The 26049-nt window shown below is 53.3% G+C and carries 27 protein-coding genes and 1 riboswitch; of the genes, 6 read left to right on the top strand and 21 right to left on the bottom strand.

The window, feature by feature from the left end:
- Nucleotides 1-8 precede the first annotated feature (8 nt).
- Nucleotides 9-1718, top strand: coding sequence for a single-stranded-DNA-specific exonuclease RecJ (gene recJ / locus GO013_RS01015; RefSeq protein ID WP_163808175.1), 1710 nt, complete (start codon nt 9-11; stop codon nt 1716-1718).
- 21 nt (nt 1719-1739) lie between these two features.
- Here recJ and GO013_RS01010 read toward each other — a convergent pair whose 3' ends face one another.
- The 15 genes from GO013_RS01010 to GO013_RS00940 form a co-directional block, all read right to left on the bottom strand.
- On the bottom strand, nt 1740-2378 hold the full coding sequence (locus GO013_RS01010) for an NYN domain-containing protein (RefSeq protein ID WP_163808233.1): 639 nt from the start codon (nt 2376-2378) through the stop codon (nt 1740-1742).
- Between the two features lie 24 nt (nt 2379-2402).
- Complete coding sequence (locus GO013_RS01005) at nt 2403-2549, bottom strand: hypothetical protein (protein WP_163808174.1); 147 nt, start codon at nt 2547-2549, stop codon at nt 2403-2405.
- Between the two features lie 244 nt (nt 2550-2793).
- The gene (gene lipA / locus GO013_RS01000) at nt 2794-3672 is read right to left on the bottom strand and encodes a lipoyl synthase (RefSeq protein WP_163808173.1); all 879 of its coding nucleotides are present in this window, start codon (nt 3670-3672) and stop codon (nt 2794-2796) included.
- Nucleotides 3599-4261, bottom strand: a complete 663-nt coding sequence (gene lipB / locus GO013_RS00995; RefSeq protein ID WP_163808172.1) for a lipoyl(octanoyl) transferase LipB — start codon at nt 4259-4261, stop codon at nt 3599-3601. The genes lipA and lipB overlap by 74 nt, the downstream gene beginning before the upstream one ends.
- Nucleotides 4261-5391 (bottom strand): small ribosomal subunit Rsm22 family protein, encoded by a 1131-nt coding sequence (locus GO013_RS00990; RefSeq protein WP_163808171.1) that lies wholly within the window; start codon nt 5389-5391, stop codon nt 4261-4263. The genes lipB and GO013_RS00990 overlap by 1 nt, the downstream gene beginning before the upstream one ends.
- Nucleotides 5381-6925 carry an ASKHA domain-containing protein gene (locus tag GO013_RS00985; RefSeq protein ID WP_343219514.1) on the bottom strand — a complete coding sequence of 515 codons (1545 nt, stop codon included), beginning with the start codon at nt 6923-6925 and terminating at the stop codon, nt 5381-5383. The genes GO013_RS00990 and GO013_RS00985 overlap by 11 nt, the downstream gene beginning before the upstream one ends.
- A 146-nt stretch (nt 6926-7071) precedes the next feature.
- Complete coding sequence (locus tag GO013_RS00980) at nt 7072-7872, bottom strand: sirohydrochlorin cobaltochelatase (protein ID WP_163808170.1); 801 nt, start codon at nt 7870-7872, stop codon at nt 7072-7074.
- Nucleotides 7872-8585, bottom strand: a complete 714-nt coding sequence (gene cobI / locus GO013_RS00975) for a precorrin-2 C(20)-methyltransferase (protein WP_163808169.1) — start codon at nt 8583-8585, stop codon at nt 7872-7874. Before cobI ends, GO013_RS00980 begins: the two co-directional genes overlap by 1 nt.
- Before the next feature lie 36 nt (nt 8586-8621).
- Nucleotides 8622-9536, bottom strand: coding sequence for an ABC transporter substrate-binding protein (locus GO013_RS00970; protein WP_343219513.1), 915 nt, complete (start codon nt 9534-9536; stop codon nt 8622-8624).
- Nucleotides 9533-10321, bottom strand: a complete 789-nt coding sequence (locus GO013_RS00965) for an ABC transporter ATP-binding protein (RefSeq protein WP_163808168.1) — start codon at nt 10319-10321, stop codon at nt 9533-9535. Before GO013_RS00965 ends, GO013_RS00970 begins: the two co-directional genes overlap by 4 nt.
- A 5-nt stretch (nt 10322-10326) precedes the next feature.
- Entirely contained in the window at nt 10327-11358 is a 1032-nt protein-coding gene (locus GO013_RS00960) for an iron ABC transporter permease (RefSeq protein WP_163808167.1), read from the bottom strand.
- 9 nt (nt 11359-11367) lie between these two features.
- Nucleotides 11368-12351: a sirohydrochlorin cobaltochelatase gene (locus GO013_RS00955; protein WP_163808166.1), complete on the bottom strand. Its 984-nt coding sequence runs from the start codon at nt 12349-12351 to the stop codon at nt 11368-11370.
- 123 nt (nt 12352-12474) lie between these two features.
- Nucleotides 12475-12654: riboswitch (cobalamin riboswitch) on the bottom strand.
- A gap of 18 nt (nt 12655-12672) precedes the next feature.
- Nucleotides 12673-14319 carry a chemotaxis protein CheW gene (locus GO013_RS00950; protein WP_163808165.1) on the bottom strand — a complete coding sequence of 549 codons (1647 nt, stop codon included), beginning with the start codon at nt 14317-14319 and terminating at the stop codon, nt 12673-12675.
- 10 nt (nt 14320-14329) lie between these two features.
- Entirely contained in the window at nt 14330-15055 is a 726-nt protein-coding gene (locus GO013_RS00945) for an Hpt domain-containing protein (RefSeq protein ID WP_163808164.1), read from the bottom strand.
- A gap of 14 nt (nt 15056-15069) precedes the next feature.
- Nucleotides 15070-15465 carry a response regulator gene (locus tag GO013_RS00940; protein ID WP_163808163.1) on the bottom strand — a complete coding sequence of 132 codons (396 nt, stop codon included), beginning with the start codon at nt 15463-15465 and terminating at the stop codon, nt 15070-15072.
- 186 nt (nt 15466-15651) lie between these two features.
- Here GO013_RS00940 and GO013_RS00935 point away from each other — a divergent pair, with 186 nt between their 5' ends.
- The 5 genes from GO013_RS00935 (at nt 15652) to gmhB (ending at nt 19556) form a co-directional block, all read left to right on the top strand.
- The gene (locus tag GO013_RS00935) at nt 15652-16242 is read left to right on the top strand and encodes a TrmH family RNA methyltransferase (protein ID WP_163808162.1); all 591 of its coding nucleotides are present in this window, start codon (nt 15652-15654) and stop codon (nt 16240-16242) included.
- A gap of 9 nt (nt 16243-16251) precedes the next feature.
- The gene (locus GO013_RS00930; protein WP_163808161.1) at nt 16252-16863 is read left to right on the top strand and encodes an L-threonylcarbamoyladenylate synthase; all 612 of its coding nucleotides are present in this window, start codon (nt 16252-16254) and stop codon (nt 16861-16863) included.
- 585 nt (nt 16864-17448) lie between these two features.
- Entirely contained in the window at nt 17449-17946 is a 498-nt protein-coding gene (locus GO013_RS00925) for an NUDIX hydrolase (RefSeq protein WP_163808160.1), read from the top strand.
- A 50-nt stretch (nt 17947-17996) separates the two neighbouring features.
- Nucleotides 17997-19007, top strand: coding sequence for a 4-hydroxythreonine-4-phosphate dehydrogenase PdxA (gene pdxA, locus GO013_RS00920; protein ID WP_163808159.1), 1011 nt, complete (start codon nt 17997-17999; stop codon nt 19005-19007).
- A gap of 3 nt (nt 19008-19010) precedes the next feature.
- On the top strand, nt 19011-19556 hold the full coding sequence (gene gmhB / locus GO013_RS00915; RefSeq protein ID WP_163808158.1) for a D-glycero-beta-D-manno-heptose 1,7-bisphosphate 7-phosphatase: 546 nt from the start codon (nt 19011-19013) through the stop codon (nt 19554-19556).
- Nucleotides 19557-20277: 721 nt separating this feature from the next.
- Here gmhB and GO013_RS00910 read toward each other — a convergent pair.
- From GO013_RS00910 to GO013_RS00885, 6 genes are read right to left on the bottom strand one after another with little or no spacing between them, the layout of a single operon-like run.
- A complete protein-coding gene (locus GO013_RS00910) occupies nt 20278-21078 on the bottom strand; it encodes a tetratricopeptide repeat protein (protein ID WP_163808157.1) in 801 nt (266 codons plus the stop codon).
- A gap of 20 nt (nt 21079-21098) precedes the next feature.
- A complete protein-coding gene (gene carA, locus GO013_RS00905; protein ID WP_163808156.1) occupies nt 21099-22223 on the bottom strand; it encodes a glutamine-hydrolyzing carbamoyl-phosphate synthase small subunit in 1125 nt (374 codons plus the stop codon).
- Nucleotides 22223-22963 (bottom strand): 3-deoxy-manno-octulosonate cytidylyltransferase, encoded by a 741-nt coding sequence (gene kdsB / locus GO013_RS00900; protein ID WP_163808155.1) that lies wholly within the window; start codon nt 22961-22963, stop codon nt 22223-22225. The genes carA and kdsB overlap by 1 nt, the downstream gene beginning before the upstream one ends.
- A 19-nt stretch (nt 22964-22982) precedes the next feature.
- Complete coding sequence (locus tag GO013_RS00895) at nt 22983-24269, bottom strand: glycosyltransferase N-terminal domain-containing protein (RefSeq protein ID WP_163808154.1); 1287 nt, start codon at nt 24267-24269, stop codon at nt 22983-22985.
- A 1-nt stretch (nt 24270) separates the two neighbouring features.
- On the bottom strand, nt 24271-25185 hold the full coding sequence (locus tag GO013_RS00890; protein WP_163808153.1) for a D-alanine--D-alanine ligase: 915 nt from the start codon (nt 25183-25185) through the stop codon (nt 24271-24273).
- Nucleotides 25151-25792, bottom strand: a complete 642-nt coding sequence (locus GO013_RS00885; RefSeq protein WP_163808152.1) for an HDIG domain-containing metalloprotein — start codon at nt 25790-25792, stop codon at nt 25151-25153. The genes GO013_RS00890 and GO013_RS00885 overlap by 35 nt, the downstream gene beginning before the upstream one ends.
- Nucleotides 25793-26049: the final 257 nt, after the last annotated feature.

Here is a 26049-nt window from a genome sequence, read left to right as displayed (position 1 = left end):
ATTATACCTTGCCGTGCATTTGGAAACCCCGTGGGGAAAAAAGCGATTCCACTGTTGCCGCTACATTGGCGGAAGAGTTGTCTGTGTCGCCGTTGATCGTTGAAATTCTGATGAATCGAGGTTTGACCGATGCGGAGGGGATGGATAAATTCCTGAGTCCTCTGCTGCGTCACATGGCCAATCCTGCCGAGATTCCTGGCCTGACCCAGGCTGTGGAGGTCCTTGCGCAGGGACTTGCTGAAGGGCGGACATTGGCGGTCTGGGGTGACTATGATGTGGATGGAATCACGGCGACTGCGGTGGTCAAGGAATTCTTTGCCATGTATGACATGGATATCCTGCATCATCTGCCCAATCGTATGGAAGAGGGATATGGCATGAATGTGCCCGGAGTCGAGCAGTTGCACGAGCAGGGCGCGACCATGCTGTTGACCGTGGATTGCGGTATTTCCGATATGGAACCCGTGGCCCGGGCTCGTGAACTCGGGATGACTGTGGTGGTTTCGGATCACCATCTGCCCGGGGATGCGCTGCCGGACGCGGATGCCATTTGTGACCCTCGTCTGGAAAATGGTGGCTCTTGTGATGACTTGGCCGGAGTGGGCGTGGCCTTCATGCTCATGGTGGCTCTGAACAAATTGCTGCCCGGTGACCCGGTGGATGTGCGGCCGCTGCTCGATCTTGTTGCCCTTGGCACGATCGCCGATATCGTGAAATTGACCGGGCAGAATCGTATTCTGGTCAAGAATGGGTTGTTGCTTATCAAGGAAGGGAAACGCCCAGGTATGGCGGCTCTCAAGGTGGTCAGCGAATATGAGCGAGGTGCGGAACTCGGTGCTGGACAGATCGGATTCAACCTTGCTCCGCGCATCAATGCTGCCGGGCGGATGGGTGATCCGACCAAGGCGCTCGATATGTTGCTGGCCAAGGATTTCGATACCGCCATGCCTATTGCCGAGGAGTTGAACTCCATCAATATGGAACGACGTCGGCAGGAGAAGGAGATTTCGGAACAGGCTTTTGCCCAGGCTGAAACCATGCGTGATATGGCTGGGCTTGTCCTGTATGGTGAAGATTGGCATCCAGGCATCATCGGCATTGTCGCGTCCCGGGTGGTCGAGAAATATTATCGTCCCACACTGATTCTGTGCTCTCCAGAGGCTGCCGAAGGGCTGCTTAAGGGATCAGGGCGGAGCATTGCTGAATTTGATTTATATGAAGGACTGAAAGCGGTCAGCGGTGTGCTGGTGGGATTTGGTGGCCACAAACAGGCGGCGGGCATGTCTCTTGAGGCCGACAATTTGGCCGCGTTGCGTGAACAATTCAATCAGTATGTCATTGATACCCTTGGCCCGGAGCCGTTGACTCCGACATTGAAGCTCGACCATGAACTTGGTTTTTCCAACATCAATAATACGTTGCTTCAGGAATTGGAACTGCTTCAACCGTTTGGCATGGGCAATCCCGAGCCGGTTTTTGCAACAGAGCCAGTGACGGTGGCCGAGCATCGAACCTTTGGTCGGGAGCGGGAACATGTGAAGCTCGTCCTTCAGGACAAGGAAACCGGCGCTAAATTCCCAGGCAAGGCCTGGCGAATGGGTGGCAGTCTTCCCAGAGAAATCCAGGGCCGTACCATGCGGTTCGCCTTCACCCCGAAAATCGACCGATATCGAGGTATTCCCAAGATCGATCTTCGGATTCGCGATTGGTTGTATTAAGTTGGTCTCATGGCACGTTGTTCATTCGACAACGGTCTGTACATGGTTTTTGATTGCACTTCGGAGTGATCGTTTTTCATCTTCGATAAGTCGTCTGCCAAGGACCTGCCTGGCATGTTGAAGAATTTTGAAGTCAATGGAGCGAGGGATGAATCGTTCAGCAAGGATTTTTGAGCGGTCAATCTCTCCATTCTCGTACAAAAAGCTTTGCGCCAAAGTTTCTGCATTGAAGTGCTCATTGATGGGGGCTTCTGTAACGATTGGCTGGGATGATGGAGTCACTTCAGTCTCTTCCTGTGCCATTGTCGCAAAGGTTTGGACGAATTCACTGGGCCATCGTTGCTTGTAATCTGCTTCGGCGGCAAGAAAAGGAGACGTTGCCTGTTCCGGTCCCATGGTCAGAAGATGAACTCGCAGTCCAAGGTTTTGGGCAGCGACAACTCCGGGTGTCAGGTCCGCGTCACCACTGACCAGCAAGGCATCGGAAATGGCCCGGTTTTGGGTCAAGCTGATAAGGTCGGCGATAATCAGACCATCAACTGCTTTTTGTTGACCTGTCCGATTGCGTGTTCCCAAACGCAGCTTGAAATCATTCAGTTTTTCAATTGTTTCATGCTCTTCTGCTTTGCCGGAATTGCCCGGACCATCATACCAGTAAATTCGTAGGAGCGACGCATCCGGGAATTATTTTTTGGCTGTGGCAAGGAGTTCTTTATGGAGCATGTCATAGTCAAGGATAACCTGATTTCGCGGGACTTTCTCTCCATGAAGAATCATGGTGGTTTGAACCCAGAAGTACCCTGCATCAACAAAGATTGCCAATCGTTCCATGATGATTCCTCAAAGCAGCAAGGGGTGCGCTGATGCACACCCCTTGTAGTAATTGATGCCTTTGGGGCACCCCTAAATTAGTTGGTAGTTTTGGCTACCAATTAAAAAATAAGTCGAAAACATAGAGCTGTCAACGTCTTCTAATGAATTTCAAAATATGAATATTCTCAATATGATAATTTTTATTTCGAGTCAACTCAATATATAGATTTTATGAATAAATTTGAGATTACCATTGGCCGTTTCAAACTTTCTCAACGAAATCGGCGGCGTTGTAGCTGGAGCGAACCAGCGGCGCGCTGAACATGTGACTGATACCCCGTTTCGTGCCTTCTTCGGCGTAGCGGTCAAAGACCGTGGGGTCCACATACCGTTGGACCATGGGATGCTGACGGCTCGGTTGCATGTATTGGCCAATGGTGACGATATCGCAATCCACTGCCGCAAAATCGTCGAGCACGGTCATGATCTGTTCATCGGTTTCACCCAGACCGACCATGATGCCTGATTTGGTGGGAATGTCCGGTGCCATGCGTTTGGCATTGACCAGCACATCGAGTGATTGCCGATAGTTCGCTTGCGGCCGGATGGTGTCATAGAGCACGGCTGTTGTTTCCAGATTGTGGTTGAGCACGTCTGGTTGGGCATTCAGCACGGTTCTCAGGGCGACCTGATCGCCTTGCAAATCCGGGATGAGGACTTCGATGGTGCAGTGGGGCATGACCTCGTGGACGGCCCGGATAGTTGCTGCGAAATGGGCGGCACCGCCGTCGGGAAGATCATCCCGTGTCACGGATGTGATGACCACATGTTTGAGGGCAAGGCGTTTGGCAGCTTCGGCCACGCGAGCCGGTTCCGTTGGATCGAGCGGTTCAAGATCTCCTGACACAATGTTGCAGAACGCACAGTTGCGGGTACAGATGGCCCCCATTATCAGGAAGGTCGCGACACTTTTTGAAAAACATTCCCACTTGTTGGGACACTTGGCGGATTGGCAGACCGTGTTCAGATGGAGATCGGCGATCAACCCGGCTGTCCCGGCGAAATTTTCATTTTTGGGGAGGGTGATGCGCAACCACTTCGGAATCCGCAAAGGTTTTTCTGAAGGCTTTTTCAAAGACATGTTTGGCGTCCTTTAAACTGATTTCGTATCCGGCTTCTGCCGAGAGGGACGTGGGGGTCGCTCCCGGAATGCCGCAAAGGGTAATGGCGTTGAACAGACTGACATCACTGCCGACATTGAGGGCCAAACCGTGATAGGTGACCCAGTGGCGAACGCCGATTCCCATTGAGCATATTTTTCGGGATTCGTCCAACCAGACACCCGGGTGTTTGGGGCGTCGGATGGCCTGCACATCGAAATGGGCGCAGGTCTGGATGACGGCTTCTTCCATGTCATGAAAGAATTTTCTCATGCCGCCGGGCCGTTTTTCCACCCGCCAAATAGGGTAGGCCACAAGCTGCCCCGGGAAATGGCAGGTAATGTTGCCTCCCCGGGTGGTCTGGGCCAGTTCAATGCCCTGTTCAGTCAATTGGGCCGCGTTGAGGTGGAGATTTTCGGCTCCACCCTGACGCCCCAGTGTAATGACCTTGGGATGCTCCAAAAGGAAGACTGTATTGTCTTCCGAACCGTTGAGCACACCGTCCAGTGTCGTGAGTTGCAGGGCTTCGGCTTGTGCATAGTTCATCAGCCCGAGATCAATGATTTTCATTATTTCTTGGGCGGTTTCGGCCTGTATGGAAGAATCAATGCCTTGGATTTGAGGTCGGTTTTCGGTGACTCGGGCCACTCGGGAACAATGTTTTGGCCCGGGAACAGGGACCGGGTTTGTGCCGGGATATCAAGCAGGGTCAGACCACGATCCGAACAAGCGTACTGCCCTTTGTTGCCGTGAAGTTTGAACGGTTCCGAAATGGTGCGGACCGCGCCCCAATTTTCACAGCCTTTTTGGGAAAGATAGAGAAAGTTCAGGGAGACATTGTCTTTTTCGAGACGGGCATCCTTGGCCAGTTTCGTGAGCCAGCAGGGTGCGTCTTTGACGGAAAAGTTGAAATGACACCAGGGTGCTCCTTGAGCAGTGGCGGGCATGGGACATTCTTCACAGTGCGGACAGGGAGCAATAGGATTGAATCCTTTGTCCAGCAGGTGGGTGCGCATTTCCGAAATGATCCGTCCGGTGAGGCGCACGCCGGTTTCAATAAGCAGGATTCGGCCGGTTTCCTTGGTGGAATTCACAAGGTGTTTGGAGAGCATTTCCGCTTGCGGACGAGCGGTTCGGCCAGACCAATCCAACTCGTTAAAGGCGTTGGCCGCGATAAGCAGGTCCGCTTTTGTGTGAAGCCGATCCGAGAACCGGGCCTTGACCGTCTTGATGCGCCATGGAGAGTCGTGACCGGCCATGGCTTGAAACAGCTTCAAGCCGGTGTGCATGGATTTGGGTGACAGATCCAGGCAGGTAAAGTTGAGTTTTCGATTGCGGAGATGTGGCCGGGACATCCACAGGGCGATCACCGCGGTCAGCGGGCCGGTCCCGAGATCGGCAATGTGGCCGCCGTCCGGAATATCGAGTTCCAGCCCCGCAAAAAGGCGGGACATGCGATACAGGTTCCAGGGCAGGAAATAATAGAGATACGGTGACAGGGACTTGTCGTCCGTCATGTATTCCTTGCGCCGCTGGGTGCGTTCATTGGTCAGACCGCGAGACATGTCCCTGATGTCATATTTCAGGTGATCGCGATGTTTGCCCTTGAGCGGCCAGACCTTTTTCAAAAGGTTGCCAAACCGTTCAAGTTCTTTTGCATTATCGTGGGTGAGATTGGGAAAAAGTCCATCAATCGACATAGGAAAACCGCATCCTTTGTATAAATTTATCACCAAAGTCCGTGTCGCCGGTGAGGTCGAGTGGATGTATGGTGTCGGGCAGGGATTCGGCAAAATACCGGGCCTGCGAATCTGTCGTCAGTTGTTCCGTCCCCTGAAGGGAGGTATTTCCCGCCTTGATCGTCTTGGACGCACATCCCGGAGGCAGGAAGCCGAGGGTTTCCAGATCCTTGAGGGAAACATGTTCCCCCAATGCTCCGGCAATGAAAATTTGTTTGAGGTCCGCCGGACCGAATTGGGCCGCGTCCAGCAGGGTGGACATGGCCAGGTTGAAAGCCGCCTTGACCTTGAGGATTTCTTCGATATCCGAGGCTGGCAGATACAGGCTCTCGTTGATGATGAAGGTCGGTTCGCCATGTCGTGTGGTCACATTCCTGGCCAATCGTGCGGCCAGCGGCGTGGTTCCTGTGTCGAACTGGCCAGTTTCACTGATGACCCCGTGGGTGCGCAGGAGTGCGACCAGCGAGAGGTACCCGGTGCCGGTAATGCCAGTGGGGGGGGCGGTCCCATCGAGCGCGTGTATGGACAGACCGTGCGGGGTCAGGGTGAATCTGGTGATGGTTCCGGGACCGGCCATGCGTCCGAAAGAAAGCCCAACTCCTTCGAGAGCTGGTCCCATGGGGACGCTGGCACAGTATCGCGTGTGTGGCGAGAGCGTGAGAATGAATTCGCCATTGGTGCCGAGGTCGGCCAGCAAAAAGGGTGGCTCGGCGTGGGAGGCATCTTCCAGAGCGGTCAGGCCTGCGGACAGATCTGCGCCGACAAATGGAGCCAGCAGTGGAGGAATATACGTCGGGGGTAACTCCGGTGCCAAAAGCTGCTCGTCGCCGCCCGTGTAGGACAGCCTGTATGGAGCCGAGGCAAGCCCATCGGGAGCCAATCCCAGGAGAATATAGGCCATGGCGGTATTGCCGGAAATTGTCAGCGCGGTACAGCGGCCTTGGTGGGTCTTGGTCATGGATGCGAGCAATTCGATGAGCCGGTCCAGAATGAGATCGCGAAGGATGGTCCGTCCTTCCGGGGTACGTGCGACCGCGAGACGAGACATGACATCCGCTCCGAGTCCTGTTTGTGGGTTGAGTTCCTGTCCCGAGGCAACCGGGTGGTCGTTTATCAGGACGGTCCAATGGATCGACGTGGTGCCAAGGTCGATAGCCACGGCGTAGTCACCAGTGGTTGTCGCAATGGTTCGGGCCACCCGAGGGGAACGGATTGGTTCCGGCAGTTCGATAGTGCACGGTTGGGACGGGTGCAGACAGGCAAGCCGCCAGCCAAGGGCGATAGCCTCTTTCCCCAGCTTTTTCACTTCATCAACGGTGGTGTCCGGTGCGTCCTTCACAAAACGGACAGCGCACAAACCACATTTTCCCAGCCCGGAACAGAGCGGGACGCCCTGCCACAGCCCACCCATGAAGATGGTCCGAGCCAGGTTTTCACCGTGCTGGGCTGTGAGGACGACCGTGTCGCTGGAATGTGTCTGAATGTGTATGCTCACCTGTGCTCCATTGGTGCGCGAAGACTACCGTATGGACCCGGCCATGTAAATGTCGGTGCCCGGTGCCCAGTGGGTCGGCTGTATGGGCGTGTGACGATGAGGTCGTGCCGGATTGTTCAACGGTCGGTGTTGGAGGGAAAAGGGGACTAATGACGGTTCAGGCGTTTGAACGCATCGTCCAGATGTTTGAGCCAGATATCAACCAGTTGGTCATATTCTCCAGCCCCTTTGAGGAGTGGTTCGCAGGTGATATTTTCGGCTTCCAATCGGGATTTCCAACTGTTTTCGGTATCGCCGATCATATCACGGGCAACGTGCCATCCCGCACCGAACAGGAAGGGGACAAGATAGGCCTTTTTCACCCCATCATCCTTGAATCGATCGATAATGACGTCGATGCACGCTTCCTTCTGGTGCTCCATGACCCCCATATGAACGGTTTTGTCCCGTTTTTGGAAGGCGCGATGCATGGCTTCGTAATAGATGCTGCCGTCATGCCGGGTGCCGTGTCCCATGAACAGGACCGCGTCGTTTTCGCCTTTGCCTTCTTCTGCAATGGACATGATGATATCCGCCACCTGTTCCAGCCCGGACTCACCGGCCACGAGTGGAAAACCAACTTCCACCCGAACGAAACCGTCTTCCGCAAGCATCTGTTCATTGGCCAGTTCCAGCAGCTCGTGGAATTCCGTGCCGGGGATGAGATGCAGCGACTGGATGACCACATGGGTCACGCCGTCCGCGTGAAGTTTTTCGAGGGCCTTGGGAACCGAGTCCACGGCCTCGCCTACTTTTTTCATGTGTCCGCGAATGGTCTTGGACGTATAGGCCACGCGCACCGGGACATCGGGATACGCCACATGAACCCGCTCGATGATGTGATCGAGCGAGGCCATGGCATTTTTGTTGCGTGAGCCGAAAGCGGCGAGGACAATGGCTGTTTTCATTATTGTGTGTTTTTCTTGACCAATGCCAACGAAAAATAATGTGGTTTTTTCGGGGCATCCTTGATGTCCATGAGGATGGATTCATCATCCATGCCCAATTTGGAGACCAGGACAGTCTTGTCGGCCAAGCGAAGCCGGTTCAGTGTTTCACGAATTTCCTCAAAATTCTTGTACGCCTTGAGGATAACTGCATTGTCAGCCACGTCAAGCTGTGCTTCCAGTTTTTCCGGGTCAGAAACACCGGAGGTGATGAGCAGAGATTCCTTGGATTCGCAGAGTACCAGTCCGATTTTTGAAGCTGCGGCGAGAAAGGACGTGATGCCGGGAATGGCCTGAAGTCGGACCGATGGGTCCATGGCGAGCAATGTGCGTTGCAGATATCCATAGGTCGAGTAGGTCAGCGGGTCGCCCAGTGTCAGGAAGGCCGCATCTTTTCCGGCATTCAGCACTTCGGCGACGATTTTGGCATTGGCAGTCCAGGCTTTTTCAAGCTCGTCTTTGTCCTTGGTCATCGGAAAACCGAGCTGAATGACATCAACGTTTTCCTTGAGGTGCGGCTTGGCAATGGAATAGGCCGTGGAATAGTCGTTTTTGGTGGATGCTGCGGCAAAGATGACATCGACTTCGCCCAGAGCACGGACAGCCTTGAGTGTCAAAAGTTCCGGGTCACCCGGACCAACGCCTATGCCGTAGAGAATGCCTTTTGGGGTCATATTGTTTCCTTGTCCTTCGAAAAGGGATGTATCTTTTTAAGGGGTTGCTGTGTGATTGATAGGATGCAAAAGCTGATGGACCGTTTCGATACCTTGCAGCAGTCGCATGGTCGGTCTGGCAACGAGGTGTTCGTCCACCAGAAAAACTCCATTATTCAAGACGGCTTTGATGCGTGATGCGGCCGGGCCGTTTTTGATTCTGTCGATAGAAACCTGATTCATGGGGCCGTATTGAGCCAGGTAGACGTCGATTTGACGTGCTTTTGCCAAAAGACGTTCCAACCCATAGGCGGCGATATTCGTGCCTCGTTTGGGCCGAGCGTCCTTGGCCACATTAATTCCTCCCGCTTTTTCCAAGACGAACAAGGGCATGGAACCGGGAGAGAATGTGGATAATCTGGAATGAATGGACTCGAAAAAGACTGAGGGGCGTTCGTTCTCCGGAAAGTTGTCCAGTCGTTTTTCAGCCAGGACTAATCCCTCCTTGAAATCTTCGACCATATATTCTGCCTGCATGTCTCGTCCGGTGAGGTGGCCGAGCGTTCGCCAATAGGTGAGCATTTCGTCAATGGTGTTGGGTTGGAAAGAGAGGACCGTGATGCCATGTCGGCGGAGTGCTCGCCAAAGCGCAGGGTATCCCCGTTCCAGCATGGGGCGGATGAGTACGAGGTCAGGTTCGGCTTTCAGAAATTTTTCCACACCGTCACGCGCGTTGAAAGTCGTTTTTTCCAAGGCCTGTGCCGGGTAATCTTCTGTTCGGCTGACACCGATGATTTCATTGTTCAGACCGAGATAGAACAGGTTCTCGGTGTGGGCCGCATACAGGGAGATGATACGGCTGAACGGTGTTGTGAACGTACTGGTATGTCCAGAGCTGTCCGTGGCGGTTCCGGCCATGGCAGGACTACTCAAAAGAACGAGACAAATGCAAGAAATGAAGTAACGAATCACGAGTGATCCTTTAATTTGTAAAAAATGTGAACGCCTGTGTCTGTGGTGAAAATCTCGGCCTGAATACGGAAGACGGCGTTGAGAATTTCCGAGGTCAGGGCCTTTGTGACGGTACCATGCGCATGGACGCGGCCTTTGTTCAAGATGACAATCTGGTCGCAGAAGGCCGCTGCGAGGTTCAGATCGTGCAGGACGGCGATGATGGTCCGGTTTTCTTCGGACGCCAGCCGTTGCAATTCGGTCATGGTGGTCAGCGCATGGCGAATATCCATGGAAGACGTGGGTTCGTCAAGCAGCAGGGCAGATGTGGTCTGGGCCAGTCCTCTGGCCACGACAGTTCGTTGTCTTTCGCCACCCGACAGGTCGGCCACGATACGGCCTTTCAGTGGGCTGAGATCCATGGTGTGGATGGCGGTTTCGACAATAGATACATCTTTTTGAGACGGGTGTGCGAATCGTTGAATGTGGGGATGTCTGCCCATGAGCACTGTTTCAAAAAGAGTGAAGGGAAAATTGAAATCCACATCTTGAGGCACCAATGCGAACTGTCTGGCCCGGTCTGCGGGAGCAATGGAGGCGACGGGAGACGTGTTGATTGTGACAGACCCACTGGAGGGAGCTTGATGGCCGGTGAGTACGTCGAGCAGCGTGGATTTGCCGCTGCCGTTCGGACCGACGATTCCATATAATTGGCCTGGCTCGAATGTCAGGTTGATGTCGTGAAGGACGTGGGTATCGCTATATCCAAAGGAGACGGCATTCAGGGTGAAGGTTGTCGTTTTCATGGATATCACCTGTGTCCTTTTTGGGAACGGGTGAAAATCCAGCAGAAAATCGGGCCGCCAATGAGTGCCGTGAGTACGCCAATGGGAACTTCGTGTGGCAATCCTGTGCGAGTCAGCGTGTCGGCCGCGAGCAGGAGGATGGCTCCGCTCAAGCCGGATGCCGGGAGGAGCCAGCGATTGTCCGGGCCGATCGTCATGCGCATGAGATGGGGGATGATGAGCCCCACGAAACCGATAACCCCGGACACCGAGACGCAGACCGCGCTGATGAGCGAAGCGGTGATCAGGAGGATCAGGCGGACCGTGCCGGTGTCCACGCCCAGACTGCGGGCCGAACGGGTACCGAGACTCATGATATTGAGATCCCGGGCAAAAAAGAGACAAATGGCAAAACCGATGAGGCTGGTCCCCGCAGTGAGCAGAACATCGGTCCATGTGCGGGCGACGAAGCTGCCCATGAGCCAGAAGACGATGACGGACACCCGTTCATCCGCGAGATATTTGATACAACTGAGTCCTGCTGAGAGAATGGCCGAGACAATGACACCCGCCAGAATCAGGTTGGTGGGGGACAGTTCTCCGTCCCGTCCGGACATGGTGATGACCGCGAATAGGGTGATGGTAGCTCCGGCAAAGGCCATGAGCAGCAGCGTTGCCTGTCCGAAAAATGTCAGGCCGAGCAGTAGGCTGACGGCCGCACCAAATGCCGCACCAGAAGAGACGCCAAGGGTGAATGGGTCGGCCAATGGATTGAGCAGCAGCCCTTGAAAGACGGTTCCGGCCACAGCCAGACCGAATCCGACAAAAGTGGCTGTGAGAATGCGAGGCAGGCGGACCTCGAAGATGACGCTCGCCTTGAGTGGATCAATGGATTCCGTCGCCCCCCGCAGGGCGTCTGTCAGCGCGGTCAGGACATCACCCGGAGATATCTGGATGAAGCCGAGACCGGTGGCACCGATCACCAACGCGACCAGTATGGTCGCGAGTACGGTGAGGGTGACCCCTTTGCTGAGGACTCTGCGGGAAACGACGGTCATACGGATCTATTATGGAAGCATATGCTTCTGGGTTTTGGCATCTTTCAGGTGACGCACGTAAATGTCGGCCCATGCGTCCATGGAACCGAGACCATGCAGGTCAATGGTCACGTCAATACCGGCCTTGGTCAGCATAACTTTCCAAGCGTCGTCTTCGTCTCCGGCCATGTCATTGGTGGCGTGGTCGCCTGCGACGATCATGAACGGTTTGAGCAACACTTTTTTTACGCCAGAGGCCTTGAGTTGAACCAGCATGTCGTCAAATGCGGGATAGCCTTCCACACATCCCACGAAAATGGGGTGGTTGTATGCTTTCTGCATTTCGCTCTGGAATTGGGCATAGATGCCGGTGGAATAGAAATCGTTGCCGTGGCCCATGTAGACCAGTGCGGCATCCAGTTTCTTGGCCGCGTCCACATCGGCCTTGAGGGCCTTGGTGGCATAGGCGATGTCTTCAGTGTACGGATACACGACGCCGGGCATCCCCAGAGCAGGACGGCCCAGGCGCAGGCTCTTGAAGGGCACGGATTTGGCCTTGATGGCACGAATGGAGCGCAGACCGAGCATGGTCTGGGTGAGGTCGGAGAATTCTTCGCCCGCAAAGACGTGCAGGGACTGGACTGCAATGGAGGTATATCCTTCGTCCTGAAGATCGGCGATGGTCGCCAACGGTCCTTTGACGGTCAGAATGTCGCTAGGCACGCCGGCATTGTTTTTTTGCCATGCCGCGTCATTCTGACGTTCGTGCCAGATATCCCGGATGATGCTGGAGGTGAAAGCCAGTTTGACCGGAACGCCGGGAAAGGCTTTTTCCACTTTTGAGCGGATATTCAGGATTGAGTTGAGTGCTTCGGGATAGGATGTCCCAAAGGCGGCCAGAACGATGGCGTCCGTGGCCTGGTCCTTTGCATGATGTCCGGCCTGTGCCGGGATGACGAGCACCATGGCCAGAAGACAGGACAGCAGTGCGGTGTTGAGTGTGCGAAAATTCATGACAACTCCAAGATGGAAGGCTGATGAAAGGGAATGAAAAATCCCTTCCTCGACGTATTCGAGGAAGGGAAACCGTTTTATCCCTTCAGTACCTGTAGTGGTAAGCCCTCGTACCACCGAGGTAAAACCTATGACTTTCCAGGCAGGTCTTCCGGCTGGTCTCTGCTGCATTCGCCTTCCCAAGAAAAACTCAGTGGCATGGTTGAATGCAGGGTAACGAGACGTCACGGCGGCGGGTCCGCTCCCGATTTTCACGGGATTCCCTATGAAGTCCATTCGGACACCTGGAAGGGGTGTACTATGCTTGTCGCGTTGCTTGTGTCAAGAGATTGAGGCCCTTGATGTCATGCGTTCCTGAAAATGCTGGATCATTTTTTCCGTATCAATGACCAGAGCGTCTGATTCCCCCATCATGCCGTATCCAAGGATGGGAATGTGGAATATTTCTTCCACCGGCACGGTGAACCCGGTGATGACAACCTGTTGTTGTTTCAGAACTTCATCAACCAGAATGGCGGCTTTGTATTCGCCGACCCGGACCACGATAGCCTGTGCCCTTTCGATGTTTTCCTGCTCGGGCGTCAGGTCCAGAAGATCGGCCAGGCGGAGCAGGGAATGGACCTCGCCACGGACATCCACGGTCTCACGACCATCGGGCAATTGTACGACATCATTGAGGCGGGGCATGTAGATTTCCATGACATCCCTACTGGGCACGATAAAGGTATCGCCGCCCACCTTGCAGACAAGTGCTTCGACAATGCCTTCGTTGGCAGAACGGTCAAGCGGGATGGAGATGGTAAAGGCCGAGCCGTGGCCAAAGTCGCTCTCAATGGTCACATCTCCATCTAATGTGACTTGGATGGCATTGACCACCGCGTCCATTCCCACACCGCGTCCAGAGACATCCGTGATTGTTTCGGCCGTGGAAAATCCGCTTTTCAGGATGAAATGTAAAATGTCTTGCTGGTCATAATCCTTTTCGGGATCAGCCAGGCCTTTTTCAATGGCTTTAGCTAGAATCTTGTCGGGATCAAGTCCTCGACCGTCATCCTTGACCTGAATGAATGCGGTGTCCCCTTTGCGCCACGCAGCCAGTGTGACGACTCCTGTTTCCTTTTTCCCGGCCAATTTTCGGCCTTCAGGATCTTCCAATCCATGGTCTACCGCATTTCTGAGCAGGTGAACCAGTGGCTCATTGAGACTTTCGACAATGGTCTTATCCAGGGCCAGTTCATCACCTTTGACTTCAAAATCGAGTTTTTTCCCGATTTTTTGGCTCAAACTTTTGACGAGCCGGTGCATGGGCATGAAAATCTGCTTGAGCGGCACGAGACGAATGGCGTTCACTTCTTGCTGGAGCTTGTTGATGACGGTATCGAGTTCCCGCAGCGAAGATGTCACCTGAGCCATGTTGGCCGCACCCCCCTGGGCAATGACGGCGTAGGTGACCATGAGTTTGCCCACCAATTCGATCACTCGGTCCAACCTGTCTGTGCTCACACGAATGGATGATATCGCCTGTGTGGCATTCTTGGTTTTTCCAGGGGCCGTTTGGGATGGCTCTTTGGTCTTCTCAGTTTCTTCGATGTGGGGAGGTTCCTGAGCGTCCGGGGTAGGGGGAGCAAACGCCCTAGCTGCTTCGGTTTCGGATTCTTCCACGAATGTTGTCGGGGCGGTTTTGATTTTACCCAATGCCTCGGCACTGTTTTCGAGCAATCCACCTAGGGCAAAAAAGAATTTTTTTTGTGCTTCGCAAATACCAAGCATGGCGGAGATGATATCTGCATTGACCGGAGCAATTCCGTCTGAGAGCATGTCCAGGAGCGCGATGACCCCGGCTGATGAAAGGCGCATATGCGACAGGCCGAGTGCATCGACGACTGGTCCGGCTCCTTGGCCGGTTGCGTCCACTTCGAGGATCTGTTTTTCAATGTCCTCGATGCACTGTAGTATGCTATCCTGCATGAATTTTCCCTTATTGTGTCGTGAAATAGGTGTCTTCGTCCGGATAGACTGCGATTGTCTGGTCGAAACCCCATGCGTAGAGTGTTGTCTTGGCGTCTGGCGAAAGTGTGCAGGCGGCAATCTTGAATGTTGTTCCCATACTGGCGATGGTTCCCCAGGCGCTGGAACCAACAGTCAGCACCTTTGAGAGATCAAGGAGAATCGAGTCTCCGGGTTCAACAGCCAGAATTGCGGAAATAATTGGTTTGAACTGGGTTTCCTGATGCACCCGAGGGGCCTTGACATGAATGACGGTGACCTCATTCCGAGTGGTCACTTCAACACCTATCCCTGAGATTTCGGTTTTCGGTGCGTCGTTTTGAGAAGCTGTGCTGATAAGTCCGAGGACTTCAGCCTCTTCTTCTTCGTCAAGCGAATTGTCCCGGAGTTGTTCCAGTACCTGGAAAATCATGTTCACGCCGCGTGAAAGCAGTGTGATGTTGCTTGAAGAGGATTCCACGTCACCGGATTGCACCTTTTTCAGAAAATCTTCGATTTTATGGGTGAAATGTGACGCTTCTTCGAAACCGGCCATGAAACCTGTGACCCCTTTGATCGTATGCAATGGCCGTGCAAGTATGTCGATACCTTCACTCAGGTTGGCGCTTTCAAGCAATTCAAGTCCTTCCATGACTTGCGGGTAGTATTTATCGTTGACCTCAGAGAAGAACTCTTCGATCATCGGATCTTCACTCATGATATATCCTTCGACTACTTTGTCAAAAGTCCTAATTTTTCAAGTTCGTTATAGAGCTTTTCTTTAGCGATCGGCTTGACGATATACGCTGAAGCTTCTCCGTCATAAAACGTTTTGATGACCGTCTGCGGGTCGTCAAGGGCCGTGGTCATGATGACCTTGACCTTGGGGGTAAAGCCGTTTTCGATTTCAATCGAACGAATCCTCTGGAGCGCTTCGATTCCATCGACTTCTGGCATCATGATGTCCATGAGGATGAGGTCATACGGCTGTTTCTCTTCGTGGCCGAGTTTGAACGCCTCGACAGCTTCTCTCCCATTGACAACGATGTCCACTTCAAAAAGGGTCATCAAAAATGAATGGAGTACCTTCCGGCTGAGAAATTCATCTTCAACAATAAGTGCTCGCATCGCTTTCTCCAGTTTTACGCTGATGAAAAAGGGCTTCTAAGTCTCTTCTCGACCTCAAAACATTAAAAAGTCAATACGATGATAAAAAAATATAATGCAGTGCGCAGAGCATATTTTCCCTGCCTATATACAGTGTCACGAGTTGCTGACACTTGCAAATCTTCGTGAGAATCGGTACCAACCCGCATGACTCGTGAAATCACAGAGAAAAGAAAACAGCGGATCGATCAGGTTCTGGCCAAACGGCAGAATGATTTGACCATGGTTATGGACAATATATGGGACCCTCACAATGTCTCGGCAGTCTTGAGAAGTTGTGATGCCTTTGGCGTGTATGGGGTTCATTTATATTACACAACCTCCGAGTGGCCAGACTTGGCAAAGAAGAGTTCGGCTTCGGCAAAAAAGTGGATTCAACGCACGCGTCATGTTGATGCGGCGAGCATGGTGGATGATCTGCGAGGCCAGGGAATGCAGATTCTTCGGACCGGTTTTTCAGAGACTGCACGGCCGGTCACTGTTTTTGACTTCACCAAACCCACTGCGATTATTTTGAGCAACGAACATCGGGGAACCTCGCCGGAACTGGCCGAAATAATTCCGGACGAGATATACATTCCCATGCACGGTATGGTACAGAGCTTCAATGTGTCCGTGGCTGCGGCCATTATCCTTTATGAAGCGTCAACACAGCGGGAACGGGCTGGCATGTATGATGTCCCCACATTTTCCGAAGACGAAATCGAAGAGCTTAAAACTGAATGGTATGCGCGATAGGAGAATAGAATGCACGGTTTACTCAAAGCCCTGAACTCCGGCGGCGTTGGTATTTACCCCACTGAAACACTCTATGCCATTGGGTGCGATGCGACCTGTCAGGAAGCGTGTGAACGAGTGGCCTCCATCAAGGATCGGTCCAAGGGAAAACCCTTGCCGCTTATTATTGGCGGGACAGATATGCTGGACATGGTCACCAATGAGAAGACGGATTCAATCAGCCATCTGGCGGAGGTCTTCTGGCCTGGCCCATTGTCCATTTTGGTCAAGGCATTGCCTGAATTGCCGGATATGTTGTCTGATGAAGACGGATACACTTCGGTCCGTCTCAGCGGTCATCCCTTTGCTGCGGAATTGTCCCGCCGCATGAAACGTCCTCTCGTCGCAACCAGCGCCAATTTTTCTTCAAAACCCCCCGTGGGCTTGCCGGAAGATCTGGATCATGACTTGCTGGAACAGGTGGACGAAGCCTATCTTGATCCACCGTGGCCCAGAGGACAAAAGCCCTCAACGGTTGTCCGTCTCCTCAGTGCGTCACAGGTGGAAATTCTCAGAGAAGGGGCTGTGACCGTCAAGATGTTGTGTGACAAAGGGTATTCCGTTTCTGTCAATACGCCTTAACGTGCCTTTTTTATTGGTTTTTATTCGGCTTTTCCTTTTGCGGGAGAAGCCGTTTTTTTTGTGGAACAGCGTTAATGATTGGCTGGTCTGCTTTTCAATGAAGTCTGGGTGATAAAATTTGTACCTGAAAAGACGGAAAATCGTGCTTTTTACAAAGTGGGTAAAAAATATTGTACCTCTTTGATGTGGTTCCGGGATAATCAAATGAGAATGTATTTTTTTAAATAACTGATATTATTGGTTTAAAAAAGTATTATTCATTTCTTATGCTGTTTGGCACACCGCTTGCTACATTAAAAAGTATCTTCTTCCTTTTTTTGCACACGAGAAACTCAAGGCTTCACCGGATGGTCCGGTGGAGCCTTTCTCGCGTGGACAAGAATATTTTGTTTTATCTATTAATTCCAAGTGTTTAAATGATTTACAGATAAAAATTCGAGTCAGTGGTCTGTGTTTCACAGGACATCGGTGTTTCTTTTAGAGGAAAAGTGCGGGTAAAAAAAATTGAATTTCCAATCACTATTTGACTTGGGTGCGAAGTTTATGGAGAGTTCCAGGCAGTGAACATCTGATTTGGAGTATATAATGGTTGAGAGTCGTCAATGTCCGCATTGTGGCGAGGTGATTGAGGTCTATCGGAATCCGATACCGACCGTGGATGGGCTTATTCTCATGCCTTCTTCCGAGGGGGATGGGATTGTTTTGGTCGAGCGAAAGAATCCGCCATTCGGGTGGGCGTTGCCCGGTGGGTTCGTGGATTACGGTGAGTCCTGCGAGACTGCGGTCGTGCGTGAAATGAAGGAAGAGACCGGTTTGGATGTAGATATCGCCGGGCTGTTCAACGTCTATTCCGATCCTGATCGGGATGAGCGACATCACACCATGAGTGTGGTGTATATCTGTGTACCTCGCGATCCGTCCATGCTGGCTGCGGGTGACGATGCGGCCAGAGCCGAAGTCTTTCCGCTTGAAAAATGTCCTGATTTGGCGTTTGACCACGGCAGAATCGTTCATGATTTCATAGTCAGTCTTTCCCAAAAAAGGGACGGACTCCATGTTGACGTTCCGGTGTCTCGGGCGTAGCTCTTCCGCTGATTCAGCAAACATCATAAACCACCCAGAGTGATATTTCCATGCGAACAGTATGCATAACCCTTGGTGACCCCTGCGGTCTTGGCCCGGAACTTGTCGTTCGGCATTTTGTTGATGCTCCGGCAGTAGACGATCGTTTTTTGTTGCTCGGGCCGGCTGCCGCCCTTGATCGGGAGCTGGCCAGAATCGGGCAGTCTCGTTTTTTTACTGTGGTGGACGATCCAGCGCAGGTTTCGACCAAGGAAGCGGGCGTGTATCTGTACGAACCAGCCGCGCTTTCCGGAATGCCGTTTCCCCCGGGTGAAGCTTGCACTGAGGGTGGGACCGCTGCCGGAGTGAGTCTGGATGTGGCTGTCGAGGTGTTGCAGGCTGGGCTGGCTGACGGATTGCTGACCTGCCCGCTCAACAAGGCCATGTTGCAATCCGCTGGATTTGATTTTCCCGGACATACGGAATTTTTGGCAGAAAAGCTCGGCGTGGGAGCGGATCAAGTCTGTATGCATCTCTGTGGTCATGATCCGCATGACGCTTCGCCAAAGTTGCGGGTAAGCCTCGCCACAACGCATCCGCCCTTGCGAGATGTGCCTGCTCTTATCACCAAGGAACGACTTTTACGATGTCTGCGTTTGACAACGGATTTTGTCCATACGTTAGGTCTTGAAGGGCCAGTCGGAGTGTGTGGTTTGAATCCCCATGCCGGTGAATCCGGTCGGATCGGTGACGAAGAGATCAAGACCGTGATTCCCGCTCTTGAAGCCGCTCGCGACGAAGGGCTTGATGTGGTTGGCCCTATCCCCGCTGATACTATTTTTCATTTTGCGGCCAAAGGTGCCTATTCCGCAGTGCTGGCCATGTATCACGATCAGGGTCTCGCTCCCTTGAAGTTGCTGCATTTCAGTCAGGCGGTGAATGTGACGCTCGGATTACCCTATCCTCGGACATCGCCGGATCATGGGACCGGATACGATCTGGTCGGGACCGGCGAAGCCTCTATTCAGAGTTTTCGGGCCGCTTTGGATATGCTCCAAAAACTCGTCGAGGCAAAGAGGTAGATCATGGCATCACGATGTATTCTTCTCGATCGCGATGGGACTATCATTTTTGACAAGCATTATCTCCATGATCCCGATGGGGTCGAGTTGCTTCCCGGTGCAGCCAAAGCCCTTCGGCGGCTCCAGGACATGGGGTTTTCACTGGCTGTTCTCAGCAATCAGAGTGGTGTGGGACGCGGGTATTACACGGAAGCGTCTGTCATTGCCTGCAACGAGCGGCTGGCTGAGCTTTTGGCCCGTCATGGTGTTTTATTGGATGGTGTCTTTTTTTGTCCGCACGCCCCGGAAGATGCGTGTGATTGTCGCAAGCCCAAGTTGGGATTGATGGATCAGGCCATTCATGCATTGGGATTTGATCCCGCCAAAAGTTTTATGATCGGCGACAAGTACGCTGACATGGGAGTGGGGCGCGCGGCTGGCACAACAACACTTCTCGTGCGAACTGGCAAAGGTGCCGAACACGAAGAACGGTGTCAGGGATTGGCAGACTATGTCGTGGATGACCTGCAAGCCGCTGCCGATATGATTCAATCTCTCGAAGATTCGTGAGGAGGGGATGCCGATGCCTTCGGCGACTGGGGGAAAGGGAGAGAAAAACCCTTTGAAAAGGGCTTTTCTCTCCCTTTCCCCCAGCCCCCCTATCTCTCTCTTTTCCTAAACTTTTTGTGTGCCTTCGGCAGGTGTGTGCGTTCGTGTGAGGGCACGGCTGTCGTGTGGAAGGATGATGCCTTCGGCGATCCCTCGCCGGGGTGGCGGGGAATGTCTCCGACGGCCAGAGGGGAACCTCTTGGAAGAGGTTCCCCTCTGGACTCCCCTCCAGAACTTTTTGTCGCGCCTTTGGCGAGGGCATTCGTTTTCAGTTGAGTGGGATTGAAGAAGGAAGTGGGATAAAAGAGGAAATAATTCTAAAAGCAAGAAAGTTTTACAAAGAGAATATGTTTTAGATTTTTCCATAAAGTTTGTAAAAAATGCAATTTTTTACAACGCACTTTCATGAGGCGCATGAACAATGGCTGCCGACAGCTTCGAGCGAAGCGAGCGACAAAAAGTTTCGGGGAGTCCAGAGGCCCCTTTTCAAAGGGGCCTTTGGCAGGTCCAGGACAGCGTCCTGGTCCCACCGAAGGTGACTCCCGGTAGGGCTGGTCCCACCGAAGGTGACTCCCGGTAGGGCTGGTCCCACCGAAGGTGACTCCCGGGAGGGGCTTCTGAATATATGACAATAAAAAAGGCTCCGTGGGGAGCCTTTTTTATGAGTGAAGAGTTGGTTGAATCAGGCCAATTTCTTTTTGGCGAATTTGAGCATCTTGGTGGCTTCGGTGAAGTCCGGATTGAGATCGACGGCCACTTGTGCTGATTGGGCCATTTTGGCCCATTTTTTCCAGTCGAAGTAGAGTCGGCCCATGTTGTAATGAAGATATTCGTCATCACTGGTCAGGGTCAGGGCCTTGAGATAATATTTTTCAGCGGTCTCGAAGTCCTTCATTTTTCGCAAAACCATGCCGATTCGGTTGTAGAGATGGATGGCGTTTGGATCATCCTTGAGGGCATCATCCAGCATCTCGTAGGCTTCCTTGAAGCGTTCCGCATTGAGATATCGGTCAGCGATGTCCGCCTTGAGATCGGTATCGCCGCTGAAGTCCTTGATGAGCTGGGAGAATGTCGACGTCGCCTTGGACCATTGCTGATTGTCCAGATGCTCCTGCCCTTGCGTCAGGGCGGCTGCTTTTTGAGCGGCGATGGCGTCGATGTCACTTTGAACTGATTCATTGAGATCTTTTTGCAGCTCCTGCAACAGTTCACGCATGGCATCGAGCAACGCGCGTTCTTGGCCTGGTTCATAGCTGATGACCAGTGGGTAGATCTTGCGAAGCTCGCTGTCTGCGTTGAGCGCATAGGTGACCTTTCGCAAGATATCTTCGAATTCTTCCCGTTCATTTTTGATGACTTGATTCTTCAGAAAAAGAATCAGCCCGTCATGAATGGCCTGAACAGCAGGCATATATTTGCCTTTTTTCAGGAGCGTGGGGACGGAATTCATCTTTTTGCGAGATTTAATGAGATCCGTGGACATACTGTGATCCTGTTTTGGTGCTAAATTCCGGTACTTTCACGAACCATATCACGAAATCGTGCAAAGAAATAGCGACTGTCATGCGGTCCCGGCCCAGCTTCGGGGTGATGCTGAATAGCCAGGATCGGTTTTTCCGTGTGGCGGAATCCTTCCAGTGTGTCGTCATTGAGATTCTTGTGGGTTGCTTCCAGGAAATCAAGTCCTTCGATATCAACACAGAAACCGTGGTTCTGGGAGGATATTTCGATCTTTTCGGTGTGCAGATCAATGACCGGATGGTTGCAGCCGTGGTGACCGAATTTGAGCTTGAAAGTCGTGCCACCCATGGCCAATCCAAGGATTTGGTGCCCGAGACAGATGCCTGCGGTGGGATATTCTTCACACAATTCCTTGGCTGCTTGAACGGCAGAAGTCACGGCAGCCGGGTCTCCGGGACCGTTTGACAGGAAGACCGCGTCGGGACCGAGTTCACGAACCTGCGCCGCTGTGGTGTTCGAGGGCAGAACGATCATGTCGAAGCCTTCTGCGGCCATGAGTCGCAGAATGTTCCATTTGATACCGAAATCAAAGACGGCCAGCTTGGGACCGGTTCCGGCCCACGAGAAATTTTGCATGTTGTCGATAAAGACTGGTTGCTTGCCGTCCCAGGTGTACGGACGGTCGCAGGAGACGCGGTCAGCCAGATTCAGTCCTTCCATCTTTTCGATGGACTGCGCTTTCTTGACCAGTTCTTCAGGGGGAACATCGCCGGTGGCAATGAAACCGCGTTGTGCGCCGTGCAGTCGCAAATGACGAGTCAGGGCGCGGGTGTCGATGCCTTCGATGCCCATGACACCGACTTCAGTCAGGTAGTCGGGCAGGGACATGGTGGATCGCCAGTTGCTCGGACGTTTGCAACATTCCTTGACGATGAAACCGCCGACTTGGACCTTGTGGGATTCAATGTCTTCCGGGTTGACGCCATAGTTGCCGATGAGGGGATAGGTCATGGTGACCATCTGGCCGGTGTACGAGGGGTCGGTCAGGATTTCCTGATAGCCGGTCATGCCGGTATTGAAGATGACTTCGCCGCTGGCTTCGCCCTGTCCGGTGAAACTCGTCCCCTTAAAAATGGTGCCGTCTTCGAGGGCAAGTATCGCTTTCATCAATCGTTCTCCAGAATGTTCTTCACAGTTGCAAGATCGTCGGGCCTGTCCACGCCGTGGCAGGTGTGCCGTGTCTCTGTCACGTAAATGTTGATTCCGTCTTCGAGAAGACGGAGTTGTTCCAGTTTTTCGCGTTTTTCGAGAGGGCTTGGTTCAAGGTCTCCAAACCGTTCCAATGCATCCATACGAAATCCGTAGAGTCCGATATGAAGCAGGAACCCGTGCATTTTGTCATCGCGGTCATGGGGAACGAGTGAGCGTGAAAAGTACAGCGCCCGTCCGTCGTGCGCCCGGACCACTTTGACCCGGTCCGGGGAAAGGGCGTCCGCTTCGCCGATTGCTGTTGCCAGTGTGGTCACTTTGACATGAGATTGGGCAAACGGAGTAACCAGTTCCGTCAACATGGTCGGTTCCAAACAGGGTTCGTCGCCCTGAATGTTGACCACGACCGCTTCGGCGTCAATCCCGAGTGTTCGAGCTGCTTCCAGAACCCGGTCCGTTCCGCTGGAATGGTCGCTGCGGGTCATGACAACCGGGACATCCAGGGTCTTGGCTGCTTCGAAAATCCGTGCGTCATCCGTCGCCAGCGTGACGCTGGTCATTTGCGGACAGTGTGTGGCCCGGGAATAGACGTGCCAAAACATGGGCATTCCGTTGATTAAGACCAATGGTTTGCCTGGAAAGCGGGAGGATTCGTACCTCGCCGGGATTATGCCGTGACATTCGGGAAATGTGCTCATCTCGTTCCGTGGTGCGTTCTTAGTCTTTATTGAGACAATCGGCAACCTGTTTGCAGACGGCTTGTGCGCCGCCCGTGTGATCCTTGATATATGCCTTGGCCCGTTTGGCAATACTTTGCCGAGACGGTGGTGCGTCCAGAATGGAAATCAGGGCGTTTTGCGCTGTTGTCCAATCCGTTGTCTTGACTGCTAGACCTGCGTCAAAAAGGCCTTGGCCGACCCAGGCGAAATTTGTCCAGTGGGGACCAATGACCGGGGTCACACCACACGTCAGCGGTTCAAGGAAATTCTGTCCGCCCAGCGGGGCGAGACTGCCACCCACAAAGGCCGCGTGTGCCAGACCATATGCCGGAACCAGTTCCCCAAACGCGTCCCAGAGGATCACGGTGCCGGGTGTGGCCGGGCCTGTCAGACGGGAACGGAGGGTCCAGTTCAATCCGGCGGAATTCATGGCGGATTCCCAGATTTTCATGTGGTGCATGTGTCGGGGAAACAATCCGAGAATCGAGGCCGGTCGTTCGTGCATCAACCCAGCGGCCAGGTGTGTAACATCGGTTTTTTCTTCTCGGCGGACCGAACCGAACACGACAAATGAACTGTCGCTTGGAATCAATGATTTGAGCGGATTGTTCGAGTGTGCCATGGGCGCGGCATCGGCCATGCGGTCGAATTTGATGTTGGGCATGACCCAGACATTTTTGCGTCCAAAGAGTGTACCGAACCGTCTGGCATCTGCTTCGGATACCGCCATGATCGCGTCGGGTGCGAGTGCGCGGAACATGCCCGGCCATGTCAGATATCCGGCCAGGCTCTTGGTGGACATCCGGCCATTGGCAAGCAGGATCTTGACCTCGTTTTTCTTGCAGGCACTCAGGAATCCAGGCCAGATTTCCGTTTCCAGAATCAGGGCCACTTTCGGACGGACATGACTGACGGTGCGGTCCATGATGTCTGGCGCATCGAACGGGAAATACCATGGTTGGACGGCCAGTCCATTCTTGCGACTGTTGATTTCGTCCGCCGCTCTGGTCAGGGTTTCATAGCCTTGGAGGGTGTTGGTGGTGACCAGTACACGCAGGCTTTCCGAAAAGGGCGACGTGAGATGCTTGAGAATTTCCCAGGCAAGATAGGCTTCCCCGCCGCTGGCCGCCTGTATCCAGATGTGGGCCGGGGCTGGCAGTCCGCCTGAAAGCGTGCGTTGGTCCCAGCCGTCCTTGAGACGGGAGTTGGTCTTCAGGAAGGGAATCGCACATTTCCACCCCAGTGTGTAGGCCTTCAGGCCCAGCCGCACGGACGATATGCCCATATTACCGAGACCTCGTGTTCTGGCCGAGCCGGATGAGTTCGGCGATCAACGCTTCAAAAGACAGACCGACCGTGGCTGCGGCACGGGGCAGCAGGCTGGTGGGAGTCATCCCGGGCAGGGTGTTGACCTCCAGAAGATAGGCTTCCCCATTTGGAGTGACCATGAAATCGCCACGGCTGTATCCGGTCAGCCCGAGCGCGGTGTGCGCTGTCATCATCTGTTGCTGGATGGAGCGTGTCAGTTTCGCATCAACAGGCGCGGGACAAATTTCTTCAGCTCCGTCTGCTGCATATTTGTTTTCATAGTCGAAAAAATCGGCGTCGCTTTTGGGACGGATCATGATGAGCGGCAATGGTGTGTCGCCAAGGATGCCGCAGGTCAGTTCCACGCCGGGAATAAAGGTTTCGATCAATGCGGATTGGCACATGGCGAAAACCTTGTCGAGTGCGGCCGGAAGGTCTTCCATGCGTTTGACCAACGACATGCCGAGACTGGAGCCGCCCTTGTTGGGTTTGACAAAGACCGGGAGGTCCAGTTCAAGCGGTGCTTCCCGTCCCTGGGTCGGGGTGATGATCTGCCAATCAGGGGTCTTGATGCCGTTATCCTCGAAGACCTCCTTGGATGCGGCTTTGTTCAGGGCCAGGTAAGACGCTGCTGGCCCCGCGCCCTGATAGGGACAGCCTGCCTTGTCGAGAACTGCCTGCACCAGGCCGTCCTCGCCGGGCGTACCGTGCAGATTGATGAAGGCGAAATCCGCGTGCTTGGCGGTTGCCAGTAATTCCTTGAAATTTTCAGCGGGATCAAAAAAAGAGACCTCGTGACCGAGTTCAATGAGGGATGTCCGAATCTTGGCGGCCCCTGACAGGGAAACGTCCCGTTCGTCAGACCAGCCGCCAGCTATCAAAATCACATGCATTCAAGTCCACCTTGAGAGTGTCGCATAATTGTTTTTCCAATGAAAGAGCCTGATCTTCGGTGGCTTTGATCCTGTCCATGAGGTTCAGGGGAATGCCGTATCGTTTGATCAGGTCCTTGAACCGTTCTTCTATGGAGACGATGTCGGTATGATTGACTCGTTTGTCCGCATAGATCACGGCGAGGGGGGTAAAGTATTTTTCAACATCCAGCTCGAACGGCCAGTAGACATGGTGTGTGACCCCGGATGCGATGATCGGGTTTCTGGTCAGGTCCATGGCCCAGGCTCCACCGAGTTGGCTGTGGTTGCCGCCGTGAAGTATGCAGTATGTCTTGGCTATATCATGGAGCAAAGCGGACGCTCGCACGGTCGGAACGTCCACGGGCAGGCCGACTTCTTTGGCACGTTGAGCCATGAAGGTCGCGATATTCGCAACCATCCGACTGTGATCGGCCACGTTGTCCAGCATGTCGTGGTATGCCCAGTATTCCGCGCATTGCGCGTCATCCGGGACAGGGTATACGGGATCAAACACGATGGCCGGAGGCGGCGTGAGTGGTGAACCGTATTGTTCTGTGGCGATATCGGATGTGTCTTTTTCACTCATATTCAGGCGGCGTGAAATACGGATTTCTGTTGCAGACTGCGTCAGTGCAGCCCTTGTCCGACATCTACCAGTCCCCCGAGGAAAAATAAAGCTGATGGGGCGAATAAAAAAAAAGAGGGGCAGCACAAAAGAATGAAACGGGCGTGTGCGGCAATTGAACAAAATCGGAAAGTCGTTGAGAATCGGTCTATTTTGGATCATTCTACAGCCTTGCCCATTCAAGAGCGTCGGTTTTTCATTTGCCCCCATCTTTGAGA

It is taken from the genome of Pseudodesulfovibrio sp. JC047, assembly GCF_010468615.1.
Classification (GTDB): domain Bacteria; phylum Desulfobacterota; class Desulfovibrionia; order Desulfovibrionales; family Desulfovibrionaceae; genus Pseudodesulfovibrio.
Note: the sequence above shows the minus strand (reverse complement) of the source record. Positions and strands in the feature narration are given on the sequence as shown.